This is a genomic window from Winogradskyella sp. (genome assembly GCF_016744625.1).
GTDB lineage: Bacteria > Bacteroidota > Bacteroidia > Flavobacteriales > Flavobacteriaceae > Winogradskyella.
This window is the reverse complement of record NZ_JADGDZ010000007.1, coordinates 11955-30653: the sequence shown is the minus strand read 5'-3', so window position 1 is coordinate 30653 and position 18699 is coordinate 11955. Positions and strand designations below refer to the sequence as shown.

Here is an 18699-nt window from a genome sequence, read left to right as displayed (position 1 = left end):
TAGTTATCCAAATTTAACTTTACGCCAAAGTGGCACATTATTTTTTCTTCTTAAATTTTAGTGCTGCACTAACAAACTCCACAAATAATGGATGCGGATTCGCTACAGTACTTTTGTATTCTGGATGATATTGCACACCAACAAACCAGTTATGACTTGGTATTTCAATAATTTCTACTAATCCTGTTTTAGGATTTAAACCAGTGGCTTTCATTCCAGCAGCTTCAATTTGTACCTTATAATCATCATTAAACTCAAAACGATGTCTATGACGTTCCGTTATTGAAGTTTCACCATAAACTTTATAAGCAATACTATCTTTAACAATTTCACAATCCCAAGCTCCTAAACGCATAGTTCCGCCTTTGTTAACTACATTTTTTTGAGATTCCATTAGATTAATGACTGGATGTTTTGTCTTTTCATCCATCTCAATAGAGTTGGCATCTTCTAGCTTAAGTACATTTCTAGCATATTCTATAACAGCCATTTGCATCCCTAAACAAATACCTAAAAAAGGAATATTGTTTTCACGTACATATTTAACCGCTTCAATCTTACCTTCAATGCCTCGCTCACCAAAACCAGGTGCCACTAGAACACCATCAAGGTGACCTAATTTAAATTCTATATTATCTTCATTTAAATATTCTGAATGAATAGGCTCTACTCTAACTTTTACTTCATTTTCTGCTCCTGCATGAATAAAAGCCTCTAAAATTGATTTGTAAGAATCTTGAAGCTCAACATATTTCCCGATTAAACCAATAACAACTTCACTCTTAGGGTTTTTATGACGCTTTAAAAACTCATTCCAACGACCTAAATCTGGTACATCGCTTTTAAGTTTCAACTTATCTAAAACAACTTTATCTAAGCCTTCTTCTAACATTAAATTTGGCACATCGTAGATTGTAGAAGCATCTATAGATTGAATCACAGCTTCCTTCTTCACATTACAAAAACGTGCTAATTTTGCTTTAAGACCATCATTTAATTCGTGCTCAGTTCTACATACCAAAATATCAGCATGTACTCCACTTTCCATTAAAGTCTTTACACTGTGTTGGGTTGGCTTTGTTTTTAATTCACCAGCTGCAGATAAGTATGGTACTAATGTTAAATGAATTACCAAAGCATTGTTATCGCCTAAATCCCATTGTAATTGACGCACTGCTTCAATATATGGTAAGGATTCAATATCACCAACAGTTCCTCCAATTTCTGTAAGTACTATATCATAATCTCCAGAATTACCAAGAATCTGAATTCTATGTTTTATCTCGTCTGTAATATGAGGAATTACCTGAACCGTTTTCCCTAAAAACTCACCACGACGTTCTTTATCAATAACGCTTTGATAGATTTTACCAGTAGTAACATTATTGGCTTGAGAAGTTGGTACGTTTAAAAAACGTTCGTAATGCCCTAAATCTAAATCCGTTTCTGCTCCATCATCAGTGACATAACATTCACCATGTTCATAGGGATTTAAGGTTCCTGGATCAATATTAATGTAAGGATCTAATTTCTGAATTGTAGTTCTGTAACCTTGTGCCTGTAAGAGTTTAGCCAAGGATGCTGCGATAATGCCTTTTCCAAGAGAAGAAGACACTCCACCAGTTACAAAAATATACTTAGGGTTTGTGGTCATGTTGCGCTGTTAAACGCAGGCAAATTTACGAAATAAAACGAGTATTCTAAGAATTGTTTATGGTTTGTTGATATGTTATTTTTCTAGTGTTTAAACTCTTCTATTTACATTGTTTCTAAGATTTTAGGTTTTGCATACTAAATAAAAAAGTCGAACTTCGTAAACGAATAAAGCCTATGTCCTTTTGATTTTTCGTTTTGTTACAATTTTAATAATAGTTTCATTCTTCTCTTGCCAAGAAAAAGAGCCTATTCCTAAGACCTTGAAACTTGCTTTCGATTATTTAGATAATAATTGGACTACTGAAGATAAATTGAATTTTAAATCTCTTGAGTCTAAAGAATATACTCCTGTTTTTTATGATTATAGCATAGAAAATCAACTCCAAGAACAGCTATTAAATAGTCATCCTTACGCTGATAAACTAAATTCTTTTTTTGACTCATTAGGAATAGTTAGAGTTCAAAATAAATCTGGACTTATCTTAAACACCTATCACAACTTTATTAATGAGAAAAACATAGGACTCCAAAAGGAGGTTAATTCAATAAAAAATTATTGGCAACCTATCGAAAAATGTGAAAGCAAATTACGACTTAAGGCAGTTTATACATATCATAGTTTTGATATAATGGATACTCTTACTATAAAAATGCCAGTTGACGAACATAACAATGCTATAGATTATAATTGCCCTGATAATACATGGCAATTTAAAGAGCCTAGCGATTTAAAAGTTACAGCCCTTGTTATAGATAAGTTTATTTTAAAAGATTCTACTAAAGCAAGCTTTAAGCTAAAACTAATAACTAAAAGTAGACCATATACAGAGATATTGTACCAAGAACTTTATAAAGGAGATACTTTTACAATATCTTTATATAATTCTTGGAAACTAAATAAGATTAAAACTATAAATGAAACAAACAAAGTCATTCTTTAAACTAATACCATGGCTTTTATTAGGCTTTGTTTTATTAAAAGCTACTCATGTATTCCTAGAAATACTTATAAACATATATCTTATTTATGGTTTTTCTGATGGTTTTGTCTTAATTCATTTTAAATATTACTTACCAATTTTTAGTTTTAGTGTTACTCTTATTACAAGTATAATACTAATCCTATTATTAAATAATAAATGGAGGTTTTGGGGTCTTAATATGTCAAAATTATCGACGTTATGGTTTATTCTATTAACCATTATAACGATTATTGCTCAACCAATAATTCAATTTATATTTGATGAAAAGTTTAAACTACTTTACAATGATTTATCAAAATCAGAATACTTAAGTAACTTAAATTTAGATGCTATTTTTACTATTAAAGATTATTGTCTTTATGGCTCAGAATGGCTACTATTTCTTTTTATAGCGACCTATTATATTCTAAAAAAAAAGAAAGATTTAAACTGAAATGCCATAAAAAGAATACGCTTTCACATAGCTATGACATGTTAATTTAAAAACTATAAATAGCAAAATAAAAATCACAATAAAAACATAAGTAAAACGTTTAAACCTGTTGTTATATTTCCATCTAAATTTGTTATAAAAGCTTAATAAAAAAACGATTATATAAATTATAATACAGGTTAAAAAAACCTTATAAATTTTAGTTATTATTAGTCTTTTATGAACATAAGCGTATTCACCATTACATAAATAATTTGCAAGTTTTATAAACCTAGATACTTTTGGTTGTTCAATAAAGTATTTTTCGTTTTCAAAACGCAATTGTAATTCTTTAGTCTTTGGATGATCAAAATCAATATCCTTACTTTGAATTTTCCTCGTAAACACTTTTGCTAAAACAGCTAATAAATTAACACCTTTTTGATGCATCAAACTGTCGCTTTCAAGTTTAGACATTTTAACTGCAATGTTAAAACCAGAGTTTAACTCATTAATCCCATAGTCTTTTGTGATAATAATTTCTAAACTATCTAAAGACATTACATTAAACATCTTTTCAATAGAAGAGTTGTCTATTAATTCTTGAGCAAATATATTAGAAAAATTAATTAGTAAAACGATTTTAAAGAGGAGTATTCTTTTGAGGCGCATAAGCTTTATGTTAATCAGAAAGCTATTGCTTTTCGGTATAATATACTAATAAACTTGAGGCATTCTCAATCTTTGCAGAAGATGTGATTGGATTTGGTCTTAGATTCTTAAAATCCTCACCATCATGAGCGTACATTATATCCTTACTCCCTGTGTCTAAATTTAACATAAAATCTACATTATAATTAGACGCTCTTAGAAACATTATTGCTTCTTTTGCTGAAGCCATTAAAAAATCTTTATTAAGAGCATCTACAATAACGTGGTGCAAAACATTATCTTTTTCACAAATAGCTAAAAAACGTCTTGCACGATCATTGTTTCCATTAAAGAGCAATTCAAAATTCTCTTTATCAGATTTAAACTTTGTATAAACTAATTGTGTTTGAAAACCAGACAATTTATATTTTTTAACAGCACTTATAAACGAATATGTTTCATTTAGATTGTCTCTAATATTACTATGCGGAAAATGATTATCACATTCACTAACATTACAATTATCGCTTGTCTTATCTAAATCAATGACTTTAATTGAATTAAAATCCTGTAACTCATTACTAATAATAACCAAACCATCCATAGTTTGATGTGGCATTTTATTAAGTATTTCACCATTTTCTGCACAAAAACCTACGGGAAAATTATTCTCACTTTTTATAGAAGATGTAAAAGAAGCTGACGAAGCAAACAATATGTTTTTTGAAGACTTTAACTTTAAAAACTCAGCATAAGGATCTTTTGCAAAAAATGCCGTTTTAATATCTAAAGTGCTAGTGTCATTTATAGCAAATGGAAATAACGTAAATTTAGTATTGAGTTTTGTCGAAGTATCATCAGAGGGATAGAAATTTTGTACTGATAATGCCGTTAATATTAAAACAAATAGGCTTATTATAACACTTAACTTATCTTTGGTAATTACGTTGAGTAGTTTCATCTAAGTAGGGTTTAGAAGAGGGAGAGACGAATTTATACAATCTCTAACCTATATCTAAAAAAAGCAGTTAAACCTCATTTTTAAAAGGACATATTGTTCGTAACAACACAAAAATCAGTCAAAATACCATATACACATTAGGTAATTAAAACTCAATAGTTATTACTAAATTTAATTTCAAATTCTTAAATAGTTTGGGAATTGATACAGTTTTCATAAACAAACACCATTTTTATAATGAGAGAAAATTTTGAATTAGTATCTAGTGATGAATTAACAAAAATTCTAAAAAAGAGTAATATTTCATCCTGGAATGAGCTTACCGATTTTATTAAAAACCTGCCTTATGGAAGAAATGATAACAGAACAGATTTATCTTTAGTATTAAAAGACAAAAAAGGAACATGCAGCTCTAAACATGCACTTTTAAAAGAAATAGCAAGTTTAAATGCCATTCCTAATATAAAACTGATTCTTGGTATTTATAAAATGAATTCTAGTAACACTCCAAAAATTGGAGACATACTAGTTAAAGTTAATCTTCAATATATACCTGAAGCTCACTGTTATTTATTTATAGATGGAGAGCGCATCGATTTTACGTCTAGAAATTCTGATTTTAATAGAATTAAGAATGACGTACTATTAGAACAAGAAATTGAACCACACCAAGTTGCCCAATTTAAAGTAGATTTTCACAAGGCTTTTATTAAAACATGGATAAAAGAACAAAACATTCCATTTAGTTTTAATGAAATTTGGGAGCTTAGAGAGCAGTGTATTACTAATTTGAGTGCTTGACTTTGCATAAATAAAAGCCTAACTTCGTTTAACGTTGAATATAAAACATCTAAACGCTTTTACATCAACGAATCATTCCCTTTAATTTGAAAAAAAATAAAAAATGAAAAACCTACTACTTAAAATTATTTTTCTATTTGCTATTACATCTGCTTTTTCTCAAGAAATTGAAGTGATCAAAAAAACTGATAGTGTTCCTAACATAAAAGAAAAAGGATTAACTTTTATTAATTCAAAAACCGAATTAAATGACTATTATTTTATTGCGAAAATTAAAGTAAAATCAGATGATTTCAATGAAATAATAAGAGGTATTCAAAAAATGGCTATTGATTTTTCCGCAAATGCCTTTAAGTTTATTCATAATGAGAATTCGAAAAATAAAACGTCAGTTACCATAGAACTATTCTCTGTATTGCCGAAATTCCAGGAAGAAAACAAAAACAATAACGAAACCAATGTAATTTACTTTTTCGGAAATGATACTAAAACTCAAAAGTTTAAAATTGATGAAAATAAAATTGAATTAAAAGCAAATGAAATATTCAGATTTGAGATACCTAAAAATAAAACTGTTAAAATAAATAAAGGTGGTTTTACTGGAATGACAGTTTATCATCAATGGAAAGAAAAACAGCCTGTGATTTTCTATGCATTTGGCTCAGGTAATTTATCAACTTTTGGTGATGGAAAATCATCAGTCGGATTGAGTATAAATACAGGGAAAATCATAGAACTAAGAAATGATTTTGCATACTTATTAATGGAAATAAAAAAGTAAAAACCTACTTCTTAAAATTACGCTTTATGTTATAAATCAATTCTTCTAATCCATTGATTTTAATATCATGCATTTGTATCATCATGCGACCAAGTTTGCCTTCAGGAAATCCTTTTTGCTTAAACCATACATAATAGTATTCTGGAACATCAACTAGGTATCTGTCTTTGTATTTACCAAAAGGCATCTTGTAATGTGCTAACTCAATAAGTGCTTCTTTACTACCTTCTAGCATTACTTAGATTTGTATTTATCTAGTTTTTTAAGCTCTTCTTGTATAAACGTTTCCCATTGCTTTTGCATGTCCTCATTTATAGAGTGGCTACTTTGCGCATCATAACGTTTTTGAGTTTCATTGAGTGCTTCATTAATTGAAGTATGTAGACGCTGCATCTGTTTCTTTACATTTTGGCTAACTACCAATCGACTCAATTGCTCTCTAAACTTACGTGTATATAATTCGGTAATATCAAAATGTAATTGCTCATGTCCTAAGATATAAGTATTGCCTTTATCTTGTAGATACCAAGATTTATTCGGATAAAAATGTGCTTCAACTGATGTAGAAAAATCGATAATCCGTTCTCCCGAAGTTTTAACAGAGTAGCCAAAAGTAATACCAGAAGCGGTTAATGCCACAGCATCAGAACTTACATCTGGACTCGCTTTAAAATCTGCCCAAGTAAGTTTTCGAGTTTCATCCCACGTCATGGTATCTTCGTTAGAGGTTTTTCCAACAACAAGAAATAGAAGACAAAAAATGAGAGATTTAATATACATAAACTACAGTTAATAGCGATTTCTAATTGCAAACTACACCTTTAGAAGGAAACGCTATTCCTTTGCTATTATTGCCTTTTAATTAGCCTTTACGATTCTTAATTCATCGTATTTCACGATATAAACTGCTTCGTTTACATAACCACCAAATAAGGATTTGTTGTATCTAAATTTATTTTCGATATACTCAGTTTCAATCATATCACTAGAGGCTTCATACAAATTATCCTCAGATGCTAATCGCATTAAAATATCTAAAGTAATATCAAAACCACGAGCTACATATTTACTTGGTGATACACCATATTCTTTTCTATAAGCTCTTGCAAAAGCATTCGATTTAGTTTCATCAAAATCTTTGTTTACAGATGGATAATGAAACTTGAGATTAGACAAGTTATTGTTATCTATATCTTTACCTTCAAAAGCTTTATTCTTATCTAAAGTCGCTAGAACAATTTCTGTTTTATCTACAATTAAACCATTAAGCATACTAATAACACTCGATGCAAATGAGTTACTGCTCGTTTCTAAAAACACTATCGTTTTACCAGCAGTAAATACATTTTCTAAATCTGTTGGATAAATAAAGAACGCATCTTTAGGATTTTTCTTAGTCTTTCTTGAAAATATCAATTTTGAATTAGCGAACTCTCCTTTTAAAGCTTCACTAGATGCACGATGTGCCTGATCTGAAATAATAACCACCTTAGTTTTTAAACTATCGGCTTTCACAAAATCAATCATTGCTTTTCGCAACAATTTATCCTCCGGAATGGTTTGAAACACATTGTTATAAACCTCTTTAGGCTTATTCATTGCTGCTATAACAGGAATTCTATCTTTTCTTAAGGCTAAAGCCACACGGTCAAAACTCTTTTCTTCCATTGGTCCGATGACTGCATCATAATCAGAAAAATCATTATCGGTTAACAATTCTCTAGTTGTTGCTGGTTGGTATTGTGTATCTAATACTTTTAAATCTGTAGAAATCCCTAATTGTTTAGCAGAGTCTAATGCCATTGTTACACCAATATGAAAATCTAAAACAATAGAAAGTAATCGACTGTTTTTAATCATTGCCTTCGTTTCTTTCACAGAATCTATATCGATTCTATTTAAACGGTAAGGCATCATTAGAGCTAATTTTTTAGTTTTAAAATTCTTTAAACTAGATTCAAGGCTTGTAGTCTCTACATCTATCAAACTACCTGCGACATCAACATTAGAAGGTACCTTTAAAACCATACCAGCTTTTAAACCAGTGTCTTTTAATTCAGGGTTTAACTCTTCTAACTGTTCTTGTGTTAATCCTAATTTCACTTTCAGTCTGTAAAACCCTTCTTTAGGTAAAACTTCATAATAATTAGAAGTCGTTTCAATAGGTTTTTCTTCTTTATCCTTAATGTTAGGCACATTAAGCTCATCTCCAGATTGAATAATGGAGTTCATTCCAGGATTTAAATCTTCTAACTCAGCAACAGTAATTCCAAATTTATAAGCAATTCTCCATTTGCCTTCTTTGGGTTGGACTTTGTATTTTTTAACTGTATTGTTCAGTGTCTGCTTTGAAATGACTGTTCTGTATTTAGGAATTCTAATTTTATCACCTTTTTTAAGATTTTCGGAATACAAGAAACGATTGGCTTTCTTAATTTCTTCTTCAGTAACACTATACTTTTGAGTTAAGCCATATAAAGTTTCCTTACGCTTTACTTTGTGCTTTTTATAACCTATTAACTCACGCACTTCCTCTTCAATATGTGCGTTTTTAATTTTAGAATTAGGAATAATTAAAACCGTATTGGTTTGAAACTTTGATTTTGCATCTGGATTCAATGCATAAATATCAAAAGGTGTTACTAAATACTGTTTCGCAATACTTTCAATAGTTTCACCAGCTTTCACTTTGTGCTCCTTGTAGTTCTGAGCATTAAGAGAAATCGTAAAAATAATTAATATGATGGTTAAAAAATTCTTCATGTATTTTATTTTAGCTAATCCTATTTTTGGAAACAAATTCAGCAAATAAGTCACTAAATTTATTCCCATTCAATTGTTGCAGGTGGTTTTGAGCTGATGTCATATACAACTCTATTCACACCTTTTACTTTATTTATAATTTCGTTTGAGGTCTTTTGCAAAAACTCATACGGTAAATTTACCCAATCTGCAGTCATTCCGTCTGTACTTTCTACAGCTCTAAGCGCTACACATTTTTCGTAAGTACGCTCATCTCCCATCACTCCTACACTATTAACTGGTAGTAGCATTGCTCCTGCTTGCCATACTTTATCATATAAATTCCAAGAACGAAGGTTATTAATAAAAATAGCATCGACCTCTTGTAATATACGCACTTTCTCTTCAGTTAGATCTCCAAGAATACGAATTGCTAATCCTGGTCCTGGAAATGGATGACGACCTAATAACTGACTATCCATATTCATAGAAGCACCAACGCGTCTTACCTCATCTTTAAACAAAGCCTTTAATGGCTCTACAATTTTAAGTTTCATAAAGTCTGGTAAACCACCTACATTATGATGACTTTTTATTGTTGCACTTGGACCACCTGTTGCCGAAACACTTTCAATAACATCTGGATAAATAGTGCCTTGCGCTAACCATTTTACGTCTTGTATAAGATGTGCTTCATCATCAAAAACGGCAATGAACTCTTTCCCAATTGCTTTTCTTTTAAGCTCAGGATCACTCAATCCCTTCAAAGCATCCAAAAAGCGTGCCGAAGCATCTACACCTTTAACGTTAAATCCCATGCCTTCGTATTGATGCAGTACATCTTCGAACTCATTTTTTCTAAGCAAGCCATTATTAACAAAGATACAATAGAGGTTTTTCCCAATAGCTTTATGCAATAACATTGCAGCAACTGAAGAATCTACTCCACCAGATAATCCTAATACCACTTTATCGTTTCCTAATTTTGCTTTAAGGTCTTCTACTGTCTCTTCTACAAAAGCATTTGGAGTCCAATCTTGTTCGAGTTTTGCTATTTTTACTAAAAAATTCTGTAATAACTGATGACCATCCGTTGTATGATATACTTCTGGATGAAATTGAATCGCATACGTATCTTCTCCCTCAATCTTATATGCTGCATTTTCAACATCACTAGTACTCGCTAAAAGCACACCTCCTGAAGGCAATTTTTTAATAGTATCACTATGACTCATCCATACTTGACTACTCTCATGTATGTTTTCAAAAAAATCTTCATCAGATTTTATAAAGCCTAAATTGGCTCTACCATATTCTCTTGTATTAGATTCAGAGACTTCACCGCCAGAAAAATGCGCCAAATATTGCGCACCATAGCAAACGGCAAGCATTGGTTTTTCACCTCTTATGCCAGAAAGATCTGGATGCAAAACATCTTCACCTCTTACTGAGTTTGGACTACCCGATAATATAACCGCTTTAAAGCTGTTTGAATCTGAAGGAATTTTATTGAAAGGGTGTATTTCGCAATAGATATTTAATTCTCTAACGCGTCGCGCAATAAGTTGTGTGTATTGCGATCCGAAATCTAAAATTAGGACTTTGTTGTGTTGCATGCGCAAAAATAATAATTGCAACCAAAATTAAAACAACTAGCAAACAAATTTTATATCAAATTGTTAACACTAAAAACTCTCCTTTTAAAGGCTGCAAGGATTTTATCAAATTTGGAATTAAATCTTCTCCATGTTCCAAATACAACTCCGAGAAATTAGTGTTCCGTTCTTGTAAACTTTGTCCAGGAAACAACTGCTCTTGCAATTCTGTGCAACGACTAATTTGATCTGCTAATTTCTTTTTTTGAGCCTTTAGCAGTCGTTCTTCAAGATATTTTAAGCCTTTTAATTGCTTAGTTTCTTGAGCTTTTACAGCTCCTACAAATGACTTATCCGTTTGCTCCGCGAGTAGATGCAAATCCTTAAATTGTTCTTCTAAATGTTTAATTTGTTCTGAAAAATCAATATCTATATTTGATATTTTTCTAACTTTTTTGTTGATAAAACTACTGCGCTTTAAAAATATATCTTTATCAGAAATATTAAGTTTATCTAATTTTGATGCTTGCTTTTCCGTTTTCACTAAAGTCGAATTACGCAATAATAACATTGGAAATGTAACTTGCTGTGCTTCAAAATTGGATTTTAGTTGCAACCAATAAATCATTTCTCCTCCTCCACCTATATAACATAGATTTGGTAAAATCACTTCTTGATACAATGGTCGCATAATCACATTTGGCGAAAAGCGTTCTGGCACCTCATCGAGGTGTTTTAGTAATTCACTCTTGCTCCAAGAGATATTTGTATTGTTTACTTTGAACATATCATCTTCAAAAACAATTCGCTCTCTTAAATCTTTATCTATATAAAAGAAATTGATTTCTCTTGGATTTACTTGAACCTTTAAACCTAAATCTTCAAGTGTTTTATTGGTTTCAGAAACATGCTTAAAAGCAGTTTGCTCAACTAATTCTCTTTCTATATTCGGAATAAATAAGCGTTTTAAATCTTTATGATCTGAATCTAAAATCACTAAACCATGTTCTCCAAATAATTCGTTAGCCAAGTATCTTGTTGCATCAGCTAAATTATCATGATTCAAATAAGCGTTTTTAAACCATTCTATTAACTGCTCTGCGTTTTTTCCTGGTCCGAATTCAGCAGAGATCACTTCCATTACTGCATCTAAACCTTTTGTACTAAAATGACCAACCGCACCTGTTTGCTTAGAGTTCCATTGTATTTTCTTTCCTTTAAAATTGAAATAATTGATTTCTTCAAAATCATGATCTTCGGAAGCCATCCAATAGATAGGTACAAAATTATACTTTGGGTAGTTCTCTTTTAATTGCTTAGTAAGGTTTATGGTTGAAATAATCTTATATAGAAAGTATAATGGTCCTGTGAATAAATTAAGTTGATGACCTGTTGTAATTGTAAAGGTGTTTTCTGACTTTAAACTTTCAATATGATTAAGAGTTAACTCTGAAGTTTCAAGATTAGAGTATTGTACCTTTAGCGCTTTAACTAGGATAGTTCTCGACTGCGCTCGAACAGACATTTGCTTTTCTTCAATCTGAGCTTCAAAATTCTCTAATAATGGAAACCGATTATATAAAGACTTCAATTTTGGTTTTTGATCTAAATAATCACAAATAAAATCCGAGAAATAGTTAGTTTCTCTAAACGGAATATAGTCAGTTGGCATACGTATCACTAAATTATGGCATAAATATAATGCACTTCAATTTTTTAACTGCTAATTTTTAGTTAATTCGCTTGCGCTATGTATCTTTACTAGCAATCAACCAAACGTCTTTTAAATGCAAAAACTATTAGTTCTTTTACTTGTCGGATTAAGTTTCCAAACCTTATCAATTGCACAAAATATTCAATCTCCAAGTGACTTTTTAGGTTACGATATTGGGACTCAGTTTAGTCGATATCATCAGGTTATTGATTATTTTAAGTCTGTAGCAAAGAAAGCTCCTAATCAGGTAAAGCTAGAACAGTATGGAAAAACCAATGAGCGAAGACCTTTATACTTAGCTTATATATCGAGTGAGGCGAATATTAAAAACCTCGAAACAATCCGAGAGAATAACCTAAAAAATACAGGCTTATTAGATGGTTCTCCTAGTTCTACTAATGTTGCTATCGTTTGGTTGAGTTATAATGTACATGGTAATGAAGCCTCGAGTACAGAAGCCTCTATGTTGACGCTTTACAAATTACTCACAGAAAGCAAAGACTTATTAGAGAATACGGTTGTAATTATAGATCCTTGTATTAATCCAGATGGTAGAGATCGTTACGTTAATTGGTATAATGAAACGGCAAGTCAGCCTTATGATATTGATAGAAATGCCAGCGAACATAACGAACCTTGGCCTGGAGGACGACCAAATCATTACTTGTTTGACTTAAATAGGGATTGGGCTTGGGCAACACAGGTTGAATCTGCATCTAGACTTACGGCTTATAATAAATGGATGCCACATATTCATGTCGATTTTCATGAGCAAGGCATTAACGAACCGTATTATTTTGCTCCTGCAGCAGAGCCATTTCATGAAATCATTAGTGATTGGCAACGCGATTTTCAGACACAAATCGGGAAAAATCATGCTAAGTATTTTGATGCTGAAGGTTGGTTATTCTTTACCAGAGAACGCTTCGATTTATTCTATCCTAGTTATGGAGACACTTATCCAACATATATGGGAGCAATTGGTATGACTTACGAGCAAGGAGGTCATGGAATGGCTGGACTTGGTATTTTGAATGACGAAGGCCATGTTTTAACTTTAGTAGAGCGTTTAACGCATCATACCACAACAGGAATTTCTACAGTAGAAATCGCTTCAAAAAACGCAAAACAATTGAATACAGAGTTTGCTAAGTTCTTTGATAATTCAAACTTAAAGTATAAGAGTTATGTGGTTAAAGGCAATACTGATAATTTGAATAGTCTTAAAATACTTTTAGATAAGCACGACATTTCACACGAAAATGCCAATACCAAAACAGTTTCTGGCTATGATTATAAAACAGGTCAACAAGGCACAATGAACGTTACTAATGAAGCTCTAGTTGTACACACTAATCAACCAAAAGGAAAAATGGTAAAGGTGTTGTTTGAACCAAATGCTAAACTCACAGATTCATTGACCTATGACATTACTGCTTGGTCAGTTCCTTATGCATATGGACTCGATGCTATTGCAAGTACAAAAAAAGTGGTCAGTAATAAATTATTAGAACGCAAATCACTTCAGGTATTAAATGATACTTATGGTTATGTGAGCAAATGGAACTCCATGGAAGATGCCCAATTTTTAGCTGAATTATTAAAGCAAAGCTTCAGAGTTCGTTTTACTGAAAAACCATTTACATCTGCTGGTAATGCATTTGAACGCGGTTCTTTAATTATTACAAAAGGAGACAATCTGCATGTAAAAGACTTTGTAGCCACATTAAATACTATTGCTCAAAACCATGCGCAACCTCTAACGCAAATCAACACAGGTTTTTCGCAAACGACACCAGATATTGGTTCGCCAGACATTAAGTTAGTAAACAAGCAAAAAATCGCAGTGCTCTCTGGCGAAGGCACTTCTTCCTTAAGTTATGGTGAAATCTGGCATTTCTTTGAGCAGCAATTACACTATCCTTTAACCTCAATTAATACAGATAATTTAAGTAATACTAACTTAAATAAATTCAACGTGTTGATTATACCTAATGGCTATTACGAAAGTGTTCTCAATGAGAGCAATATGAAAAAACTAAAAGATTGGGTACGTTCTGGTGGAAAAGTAATAGCTATAGATGGAGCGCTTAGAAGTTTTGCTGGTAAAGAAGGGTTTAGTTTAAAAACTAAAGATTCTGAAGAGGATGAAGATAAAGACAATTTAACCCCTTATGCAGATCGCGAACGTGAGTATAGTAACAACTTAATTACTGGTGCGATTTTTAAAACTAAGATCGATGACACACATCCTATGGCTTTTGGTTATAACAACCACTATTTTACGTTTAAACGTGGTAGTTCTGCATACAGTTTACTAGATAGTGGTTACAATGTGGCACATATAGATGGTACGAAAGTTTATTCTGGTTTTGCAGGCAAAGACGTACTAAAAAACCTAAACCAAACCTTAGTATTTGGAGAAGAACCTATGGGAAATGGAAGTTTTATTTACATGGTAGAAAACACCTTGTTTAGAAGCTTTTGGGAAAATGGAAAATTATTTTTAGTCAACTCAATTTTCTTTGTAAATAATAATGCTTACGAACTTTAATTATAAAAACCCGTCATCTCGAGCGTAGTTGAGAGACAATATAAAAATAATCACAATGAGGTCTCAACTACGCTTGACCCGACAGTAAAAACATAATTTCATCAATCATGAAACACATTAAATCATTACTCCTAGTTTTCGTTGTTTTATTTACAATAATATCATGTAAACAAAACGAAACAAAAGAATCAACTAAAGAATTTAAAGTCAATTACGAAAAATTCACTTTAGACAATGGCTTGCAAGTTATTCTTCACGTTGATAAATCAGATCCTGTTGCTGCTGTGGCTTTAACTGCTCATGTTGGTTCGGCTAGAGAAAAAGAAGGAAGAACAGGTTTTGCTCATTTATTTGAGCATTTATTATTCCTAGAATCCGAAAATTTAGGCAAAGGAGGTTTAGACCAAATGAGTGCGCGTATTGGTGGTTCTGGTGCTAATGGATCTACAAGTAGAGACCGAACTAATTACTTTCAAACCGTACCAATAGATGCTTTAGAAAAAATGATTTGGGCAGAAGCAGATAAATTAGGTTACTTTATTAATACGGTTACTGAACCCGTTTTAGCAAAAGAAAAACAAGTAGTTAAAAACGAAAAACGCCAACGCGTAGATAATCAACCTTACGGACATAATTCGTCTGTCATTAATAGTAATCTTTATCCTGAAGGCCATCCATATAGTTGGGAAGTTATTGGCTCTTTAGAAGATTTACAAAATGCAACCTTAGCTGATGTCAAAGAATTCTACAAACGTTGGTATGTACCAAATAATGTGACTTTAACCATTGCTGGAGATATTGATGTTTCGCAAACTAAAGCTTGGGTGAAAAAATACTTTGATGAAATTCCTCGTGGTGAAGACATTCCTAAAACGGAAAAACAATCAGTCACTCTAAAAGAATCGAAACGTTTGTATTATGAAGACAATTTTGCACGTGCACCAAGATTAACCATGACTTGGCCTGCAGTTTATCAATATCATCCTGATGCTTATGCATTGAGTGTATTATCACAATATCTAACTGAAGGCAAAAAAGCACCATTATATAAAATATTAGTTGAAGACCAACAATTGACAAGTAATGTAAGAATGGGGCAGAATTCTTCTGAAATCGCTGGACAATTAATGCTAAGCGTTACGGCATTTAATCAAACCGATTTAAATTCAGTAGCAACCGCTATAACTGATGGTCTTAAAGATTTTGAACTCAATGGCATTTCTGAAACAGATTTAAAAAGAATTAAAGCAGGACAAGAAACCAGTTTCTATAATGGTTTATCGAGTGTTTTGGGTAAAGGCTTTCAACTAGCACAATACGAGATTTTTGCAGGAGATCCAGGATTTATAAATCAGGATGTAAAAAACATTTTAGCAGTAACTCCCGAAGATGTAATGAGCGTTTACAATACGTATATAAAAAACAAAAACTATCTAGCAACAAGCTTTGTTCCTAAAGGACAAAAGAGTTTAGTATTAGATAATTCGCAATTAGCCAATGTAGTTGAAGAAAAAATTATTGAAGGAGCCGAAGAAAGTTTCGATCCTAGTATAACTACTACTTACGAAAATACGGCTAGTAGTTTCGATAGAAGTATAGAACCAGCTTATGGAGAAAGTCCAGAACTTACTATTCCTAAAGTATGGAAAAACGAGCTAAACTCAGGTATTAAAGTGTTTGGGATTGAAAATACTGAAGTCCCATTAGTACAGTTTGAAATGCAGATCGATGGTGGCCTTTTGCTAGAAAACAAAGATAAAGTTGGTGTTTCTAATCTTTTAGCAAACCTTATGACTAAAGGTACTAAAAACAAAACACCAGAAACCTTAGAAAATGCCATTGAAAGTATAGGCGCAAGAATTAATGCTTATGCCTCAGATGAAAGCATCATTATTTCTGGTACAACCTTATCAAAACATTTTGATACCACTATGGCTTTATTAACTGAAATTCTCTTAGAGCCACGTTGGGACGAAAAAGAATTCGGCCTTCTAAAACAAAGTACAATAAGTAATATTCAGCGTAGTAAAGCAAATCCAAATAGTATTGCAGCAAATGAATTCGCAAAACTGCTTTACGGAGACAATAATATTTTGGCCTATAACAATAGAGGAACAGAAGCTTCTGTAAATAGTATCACACTAATAGATTTACAGAATTATTATAACACAAACCTCACACCTAAGTTAACCAATATGCATATTGTTGGAGCAATTTCAGAAACCGATGTTATAAAAGCATTAGAAAATATTAATACAACATGGGAATCTAAAGACGTTGCTCTACCAGAATTAGCAATGCCATTATATCCTGAAACTTCAAAAGTGTATTTCTATGATGTACCTGGAGCTAAACAATCTGTAATTCGTTTTGGATATCCTGCTTTAAAAGTAACTCAAAAAGATTATTACGCATCTACCGTAATGAATTATCGTCTTGGTGGTGGCAGTTTTGCATCTCAACTTACCCAAGAATTACGAGAAGGCAAAGGCTATACTTATGGAATTCGTTCTGGATTTTCTGGCTCAGCTCATAAAGGTAAATTTACGATTAGCAGTAGTATACGTACTAATGCAACATTTGAAGCTTCAAGTTTAGTAAAACAAATATTAGAGAATTATGGCACAAATTATTCTGAATCTGATTTAGAAGTCACCAAAAGTTACACTATTAAAAGTAATGCAAGAGCTTTTGAAACTCTTGGAGCAAAATTGAATATGCTAACTAACATTAGTAACTACGGATTTACGGATAATTATGCAAAACAGCGTGAAGCTATTGTAAAAGACTTAACCGTTGAAGATGTAAAAACACTCATTAAAAATTACATTAAACCCAACCAAATGATTTATTTAATTGTAGGAGACGCAGAAACTCAACTACATAAATTAGAAGCATTAGGTTTTGGGAAGCCTGTTTATTTGAATGCTGAATAGATATAATAGATTATGTTTTAAATCCATAAATTAATTTTCAATGCTCACAGAAATCCATCCAAAATTACCAATGCGTAATAAAGCAGTAACCAGAGATTATTATATAAATCAATTAGGCTTTAATGAAATAGGCAAAGAAGATTACCAAGGCTATTTAATGTTAAAGAAAGATACGATAGAACTTCATTTTTTTGAATTTAAAGACCTTAATCCTAAAGAGAATTATGGACAAATCTATATTAGAACTGATAATATTGACAGATTTTACCAAGAGTTATTGGATAAGAAAATAGCCATTCACCCAAATGGAAAATTAGATATTAAACCATGGAGACAAAAAGAATTTTCTTTGCTCGATCCTGACTCTAATTTACTCACTTTTGGTCAAGGTGTGATATGAAACTTAGTTTTCACTACCTTTAACTACTAACTAAATCAGCACATTATGAAACGAGCTTGTTCAAAATATTATCAATAAAGAAATTGATTAATAGCGAACAGCATATGACAGATTTAAAAACAATAAATAAAAACATATGAAACTAGGAGCATTTTCAATTAGTCTTGCAGTTAAAGACATTAAGGCATCCAAAGCATTTTACGAAACTTTAGGGTTTTCGGTTTTTGCAGGCGACCTCGAAAAGAATTACCTCATCATGAAAAATGAAGAATCACTCGTTGGTTTGTTTCAAGGGATGTTTGAAAATAACATTCTCACCTTCAATCCTGGTTGGGATCAGAGTGCAAATGAACTTGAGAACTTTGATGATGTACGAGATATTCAAAAGCATTTAAAATCTAAAGATATTGCATTCGCTAGTGAAATCGATGAAACATCTACTTCTGGTCCTGCGAGTTTTGTGGTATTAGATCCAGATGGTAACGCTATATTGGTGGATCAACATAGATAGGT

Annotated in this window: 16 protein-coding genes; 8 read left to right on the top strand and 8 right to left on the bottom strand. The window is 31.8% G+C overall.

Annotated features, from left to right (window positions below; all coding sequences use genetic code 11):
• Nucleotides 1-37: 37 nt before the first annotated feature.
• Nucleotides 38-1654 (bottom strand): CTP synthase, encoded by a 1617-nt coding sequence (locus QZZ53_RS02940; RefSeq protein ID WP_296381292.1) that lies wholly within the window; start codon nucleotides 1652-1654, stop codon nucleotides 38-40.
• Nucleotides 1655-1838: 184 nt separating this feature from the next.
• Here QZZ53_RS02940 and QZZ53_RS02935 point away from each other — a divergent pair, with 184 nt between their 5' ends.
• Nucleotides 1839-2597 carry a DUF6794 domain-containing protein gene (locus QZZ53_RS02935; RefSeq protein ID WP_296381290.1) on the top strand — a complete coding sequence of 253 codons (759 nt, stop codon included), beginning with the start codon at nucleotides 1839-1841 and terminating at the stop codon, nucleotides 2595-2597.
• Nucleotides 2572-3072: a hypothetical protein gene (locus QZZ53_RS02930; RefSeq protein ID WP_296381288.1), complete on the top strand. Its 501-nt coding sequence runs from the start codon at nucleotides 2572-2574 to the stop codon at nucleotides 3070-3072. The genes QZZ53_RS02935 and QZZ53_RS02930 overlap by 26 nt, the downstream gene beginning before the upstream one ends.
• On the opposite strand, the gene QZZ53_RS02925 is transcribed toward QZZ53_RS02930, so the two are convergent.
• Nucleotides 3064-3723, bottom strand: a complete 660-nt coding sequence (locus QZZ53_RS02925) for a hypothetical protein (RefSeq protein WP_296381287.1) — start codon at nucleotides 3721-3723, stop codon at nucleotides 3064-3066. The two genes, QZZ53_RS02930 and QZZ53_RS02925, sit on opposite strands and share 9 nt — an antisense overlap.
• A gap of 22 nt (nucleotides 3724-3745) precedes the next feature.
• Nucleotides 3746-4663 carry a hypothetical protein gene (locus QZZ53_RS02920; protein WP_296381285.1) on the bottom strand — a complete coding sequence of 306 codons (918 nt, stop codon included), beginning with the start codon at nucleotides 4661-4663 and terminating at the stop codon, nucleotides 3746-3748.
• Between the two features lie 237 nt (nucleotides 4664-4900).
• On the opposite strand from QZZ53_RS02920, the gene QZZ53_RS02915 reads away from it, so the two are divergent.
• Both QZZ53_RS02915 and QZZ53_RS02910 read left to right on the top strand, forming a co-directional pair.
• Entirely contained in the window at nucleotides 4901-5464 is a 564-nt protein-coding gene (locus QZZ53_RS02915) for a hypothetical protein (protein ID WP_296381283.1), read from the top strand.
• A 103-nt stretch (nucleotides 5465-5567) separates the two neighbouring features.
• Nucleotides 5568-6245: a hypothetical protein gene (locus QZZ53_RS02910; protein ID WP_296381281.1), complete on the top strand. Its 678-nt coding sequence runs from the start codon at nucleotides 5568-5570 to the stop codon at nucleotides 6243-6245.
• 4 nt (nucleotides 6246-6249) lie between these two features.
• On the opposite strand, the gene QZZ53_RS02905 is transcribed toward QZZ53_RS02910, so the two are convergent.
• The 5 genes from QZZ53_RS02905 to bshC all read right to left on the bottom strand — a co-directional run bounded on the left by QZZ53_RS02905 (nucleotide 6250) and on the right by bshC (nucleotide 12254).
• The gene (locus QZZ53_RS02905; protein ID WP_296381279.1) at nucleotides 6250-6480 is read right to left on the bottom strand and encodes a DUF3820 family protein; all 231 of its coding nucleotides are present in this window, start codon (nucleotides 6478-6480) and stop codon (nucleotides 6250-6252) included.
• Nucleotides 6480-7025 carry a DUF922 domain-containing protein gene (locus QZZ53_RS02900; protein ID WP_296381277.1) on the bottom strand — a complete coding sequence of 182 codons (546 nt, stop codon included), beginning with the start codon at nucleotides 7023-7025 and terminating at the stop codon, nucleotides 6480-6482. The genes QZZ53_RS02905 and QZZ53_RS02900 overlap by 1 nt, the downstream gene beginning before the upstream one ends.
• 78 nt (nucleotides 7026-7103) lie before the next feature.
• Nucleotides 7104-9008 carry a LysM peptidoglycan-binding domain-containing protein gene (locus QZZ53_RS02895; RefSeq protein ID WP_296381275.1) on the bottom strand — a complete coding sequence of 635 codons (1905 nt, stop codon included), beginning with the start codon at nucleotides 9006-9008 and terminating at the stop codon, nucleotides 7104-7106.
• Between the two features lie 59 nt (nucleotides 9009-9067).
• Complete coding sequence (gene guaA, locus QZZ53_RS02890) at nucleotides 9068-10603, bottom strand: glutamine-hydrolyzing GMP synthase (protein ID WP_296381273.1); 1536 nt, start codon at nucleotides 10601-10603, stop codon at nucleotides 9068-9070.
• Nucleotides 10604-10658: 55 nt separating this feature from the next.
• Complete coding sequence (bshC, locus tag QZZ53_RS02885) at nucleotides 10659-12254, bottom strand: bacillithiol biosynthesis cysteine-adding enzyme BshC (protein WP_296381271.1); 1596 nt, start codon at nucleotides 12252-12254, stop codon at nucleotides 10659-10661.
• 115 nt (nucleotides 12255-12369) lie between these two features.
• On the opposite strand from bshC, the gene QZZ53_RS02880 reads away from it, so the two are divergent.
• From QZZ53_RS02880 to QZZ53_RS02865, 4 genes are all read left to right on the top strand, one after another.
• Nucleotides 12370-14850: a M14 family metallopeptidase gene (locus QZZ53_RS02880; protein WP_296381269.1), complete on the top strand. Its 2481-nt coding sequence runs from the start codon at nucleotides 12370-12372 to the stop codon at nucleotides 14848-14850.
• A 107-nt stretch (nucleotides 14851-14957) separates the two neighbouring features.
• Nucleotides 14958-17786: a pitrilysin family protein gene (locus QZZ53_RS02875; protein ID WP_296381267.1), complete on the top strand. Its 2829-nt coding sequence runs from the start codon at nucleotides 14958-14960 to the stop codon at nucleotides 17784-17786.
• Nucleotides 17787-17826: 40 nt separating this feature from the next.
• On the top strand, nucleotides 17827-18186 hold the full coding sequence (locus QZZ53_RS02870) for a VOC family protein (RefSeq protein WP_296381266.1): 360 nt from the start codon (nucleotides 17827-17829) through the stop codon (nucleotides 18184-18186).
• Between the two features lie 136 nt (nucleotides 18187-18322).
• Complete coding sequence (locus QZZ53_RS02865; RefSeq protein WP_296381264.1) at nucleotides 18323-18697, top strand: VOC family protein; 375 nt, start codon at nucleotides 18323-18325, stop codon at nucleotides 18695-18697.
• Nucleotides 18698-18699 lie beyond the last annotated feature (2 nt).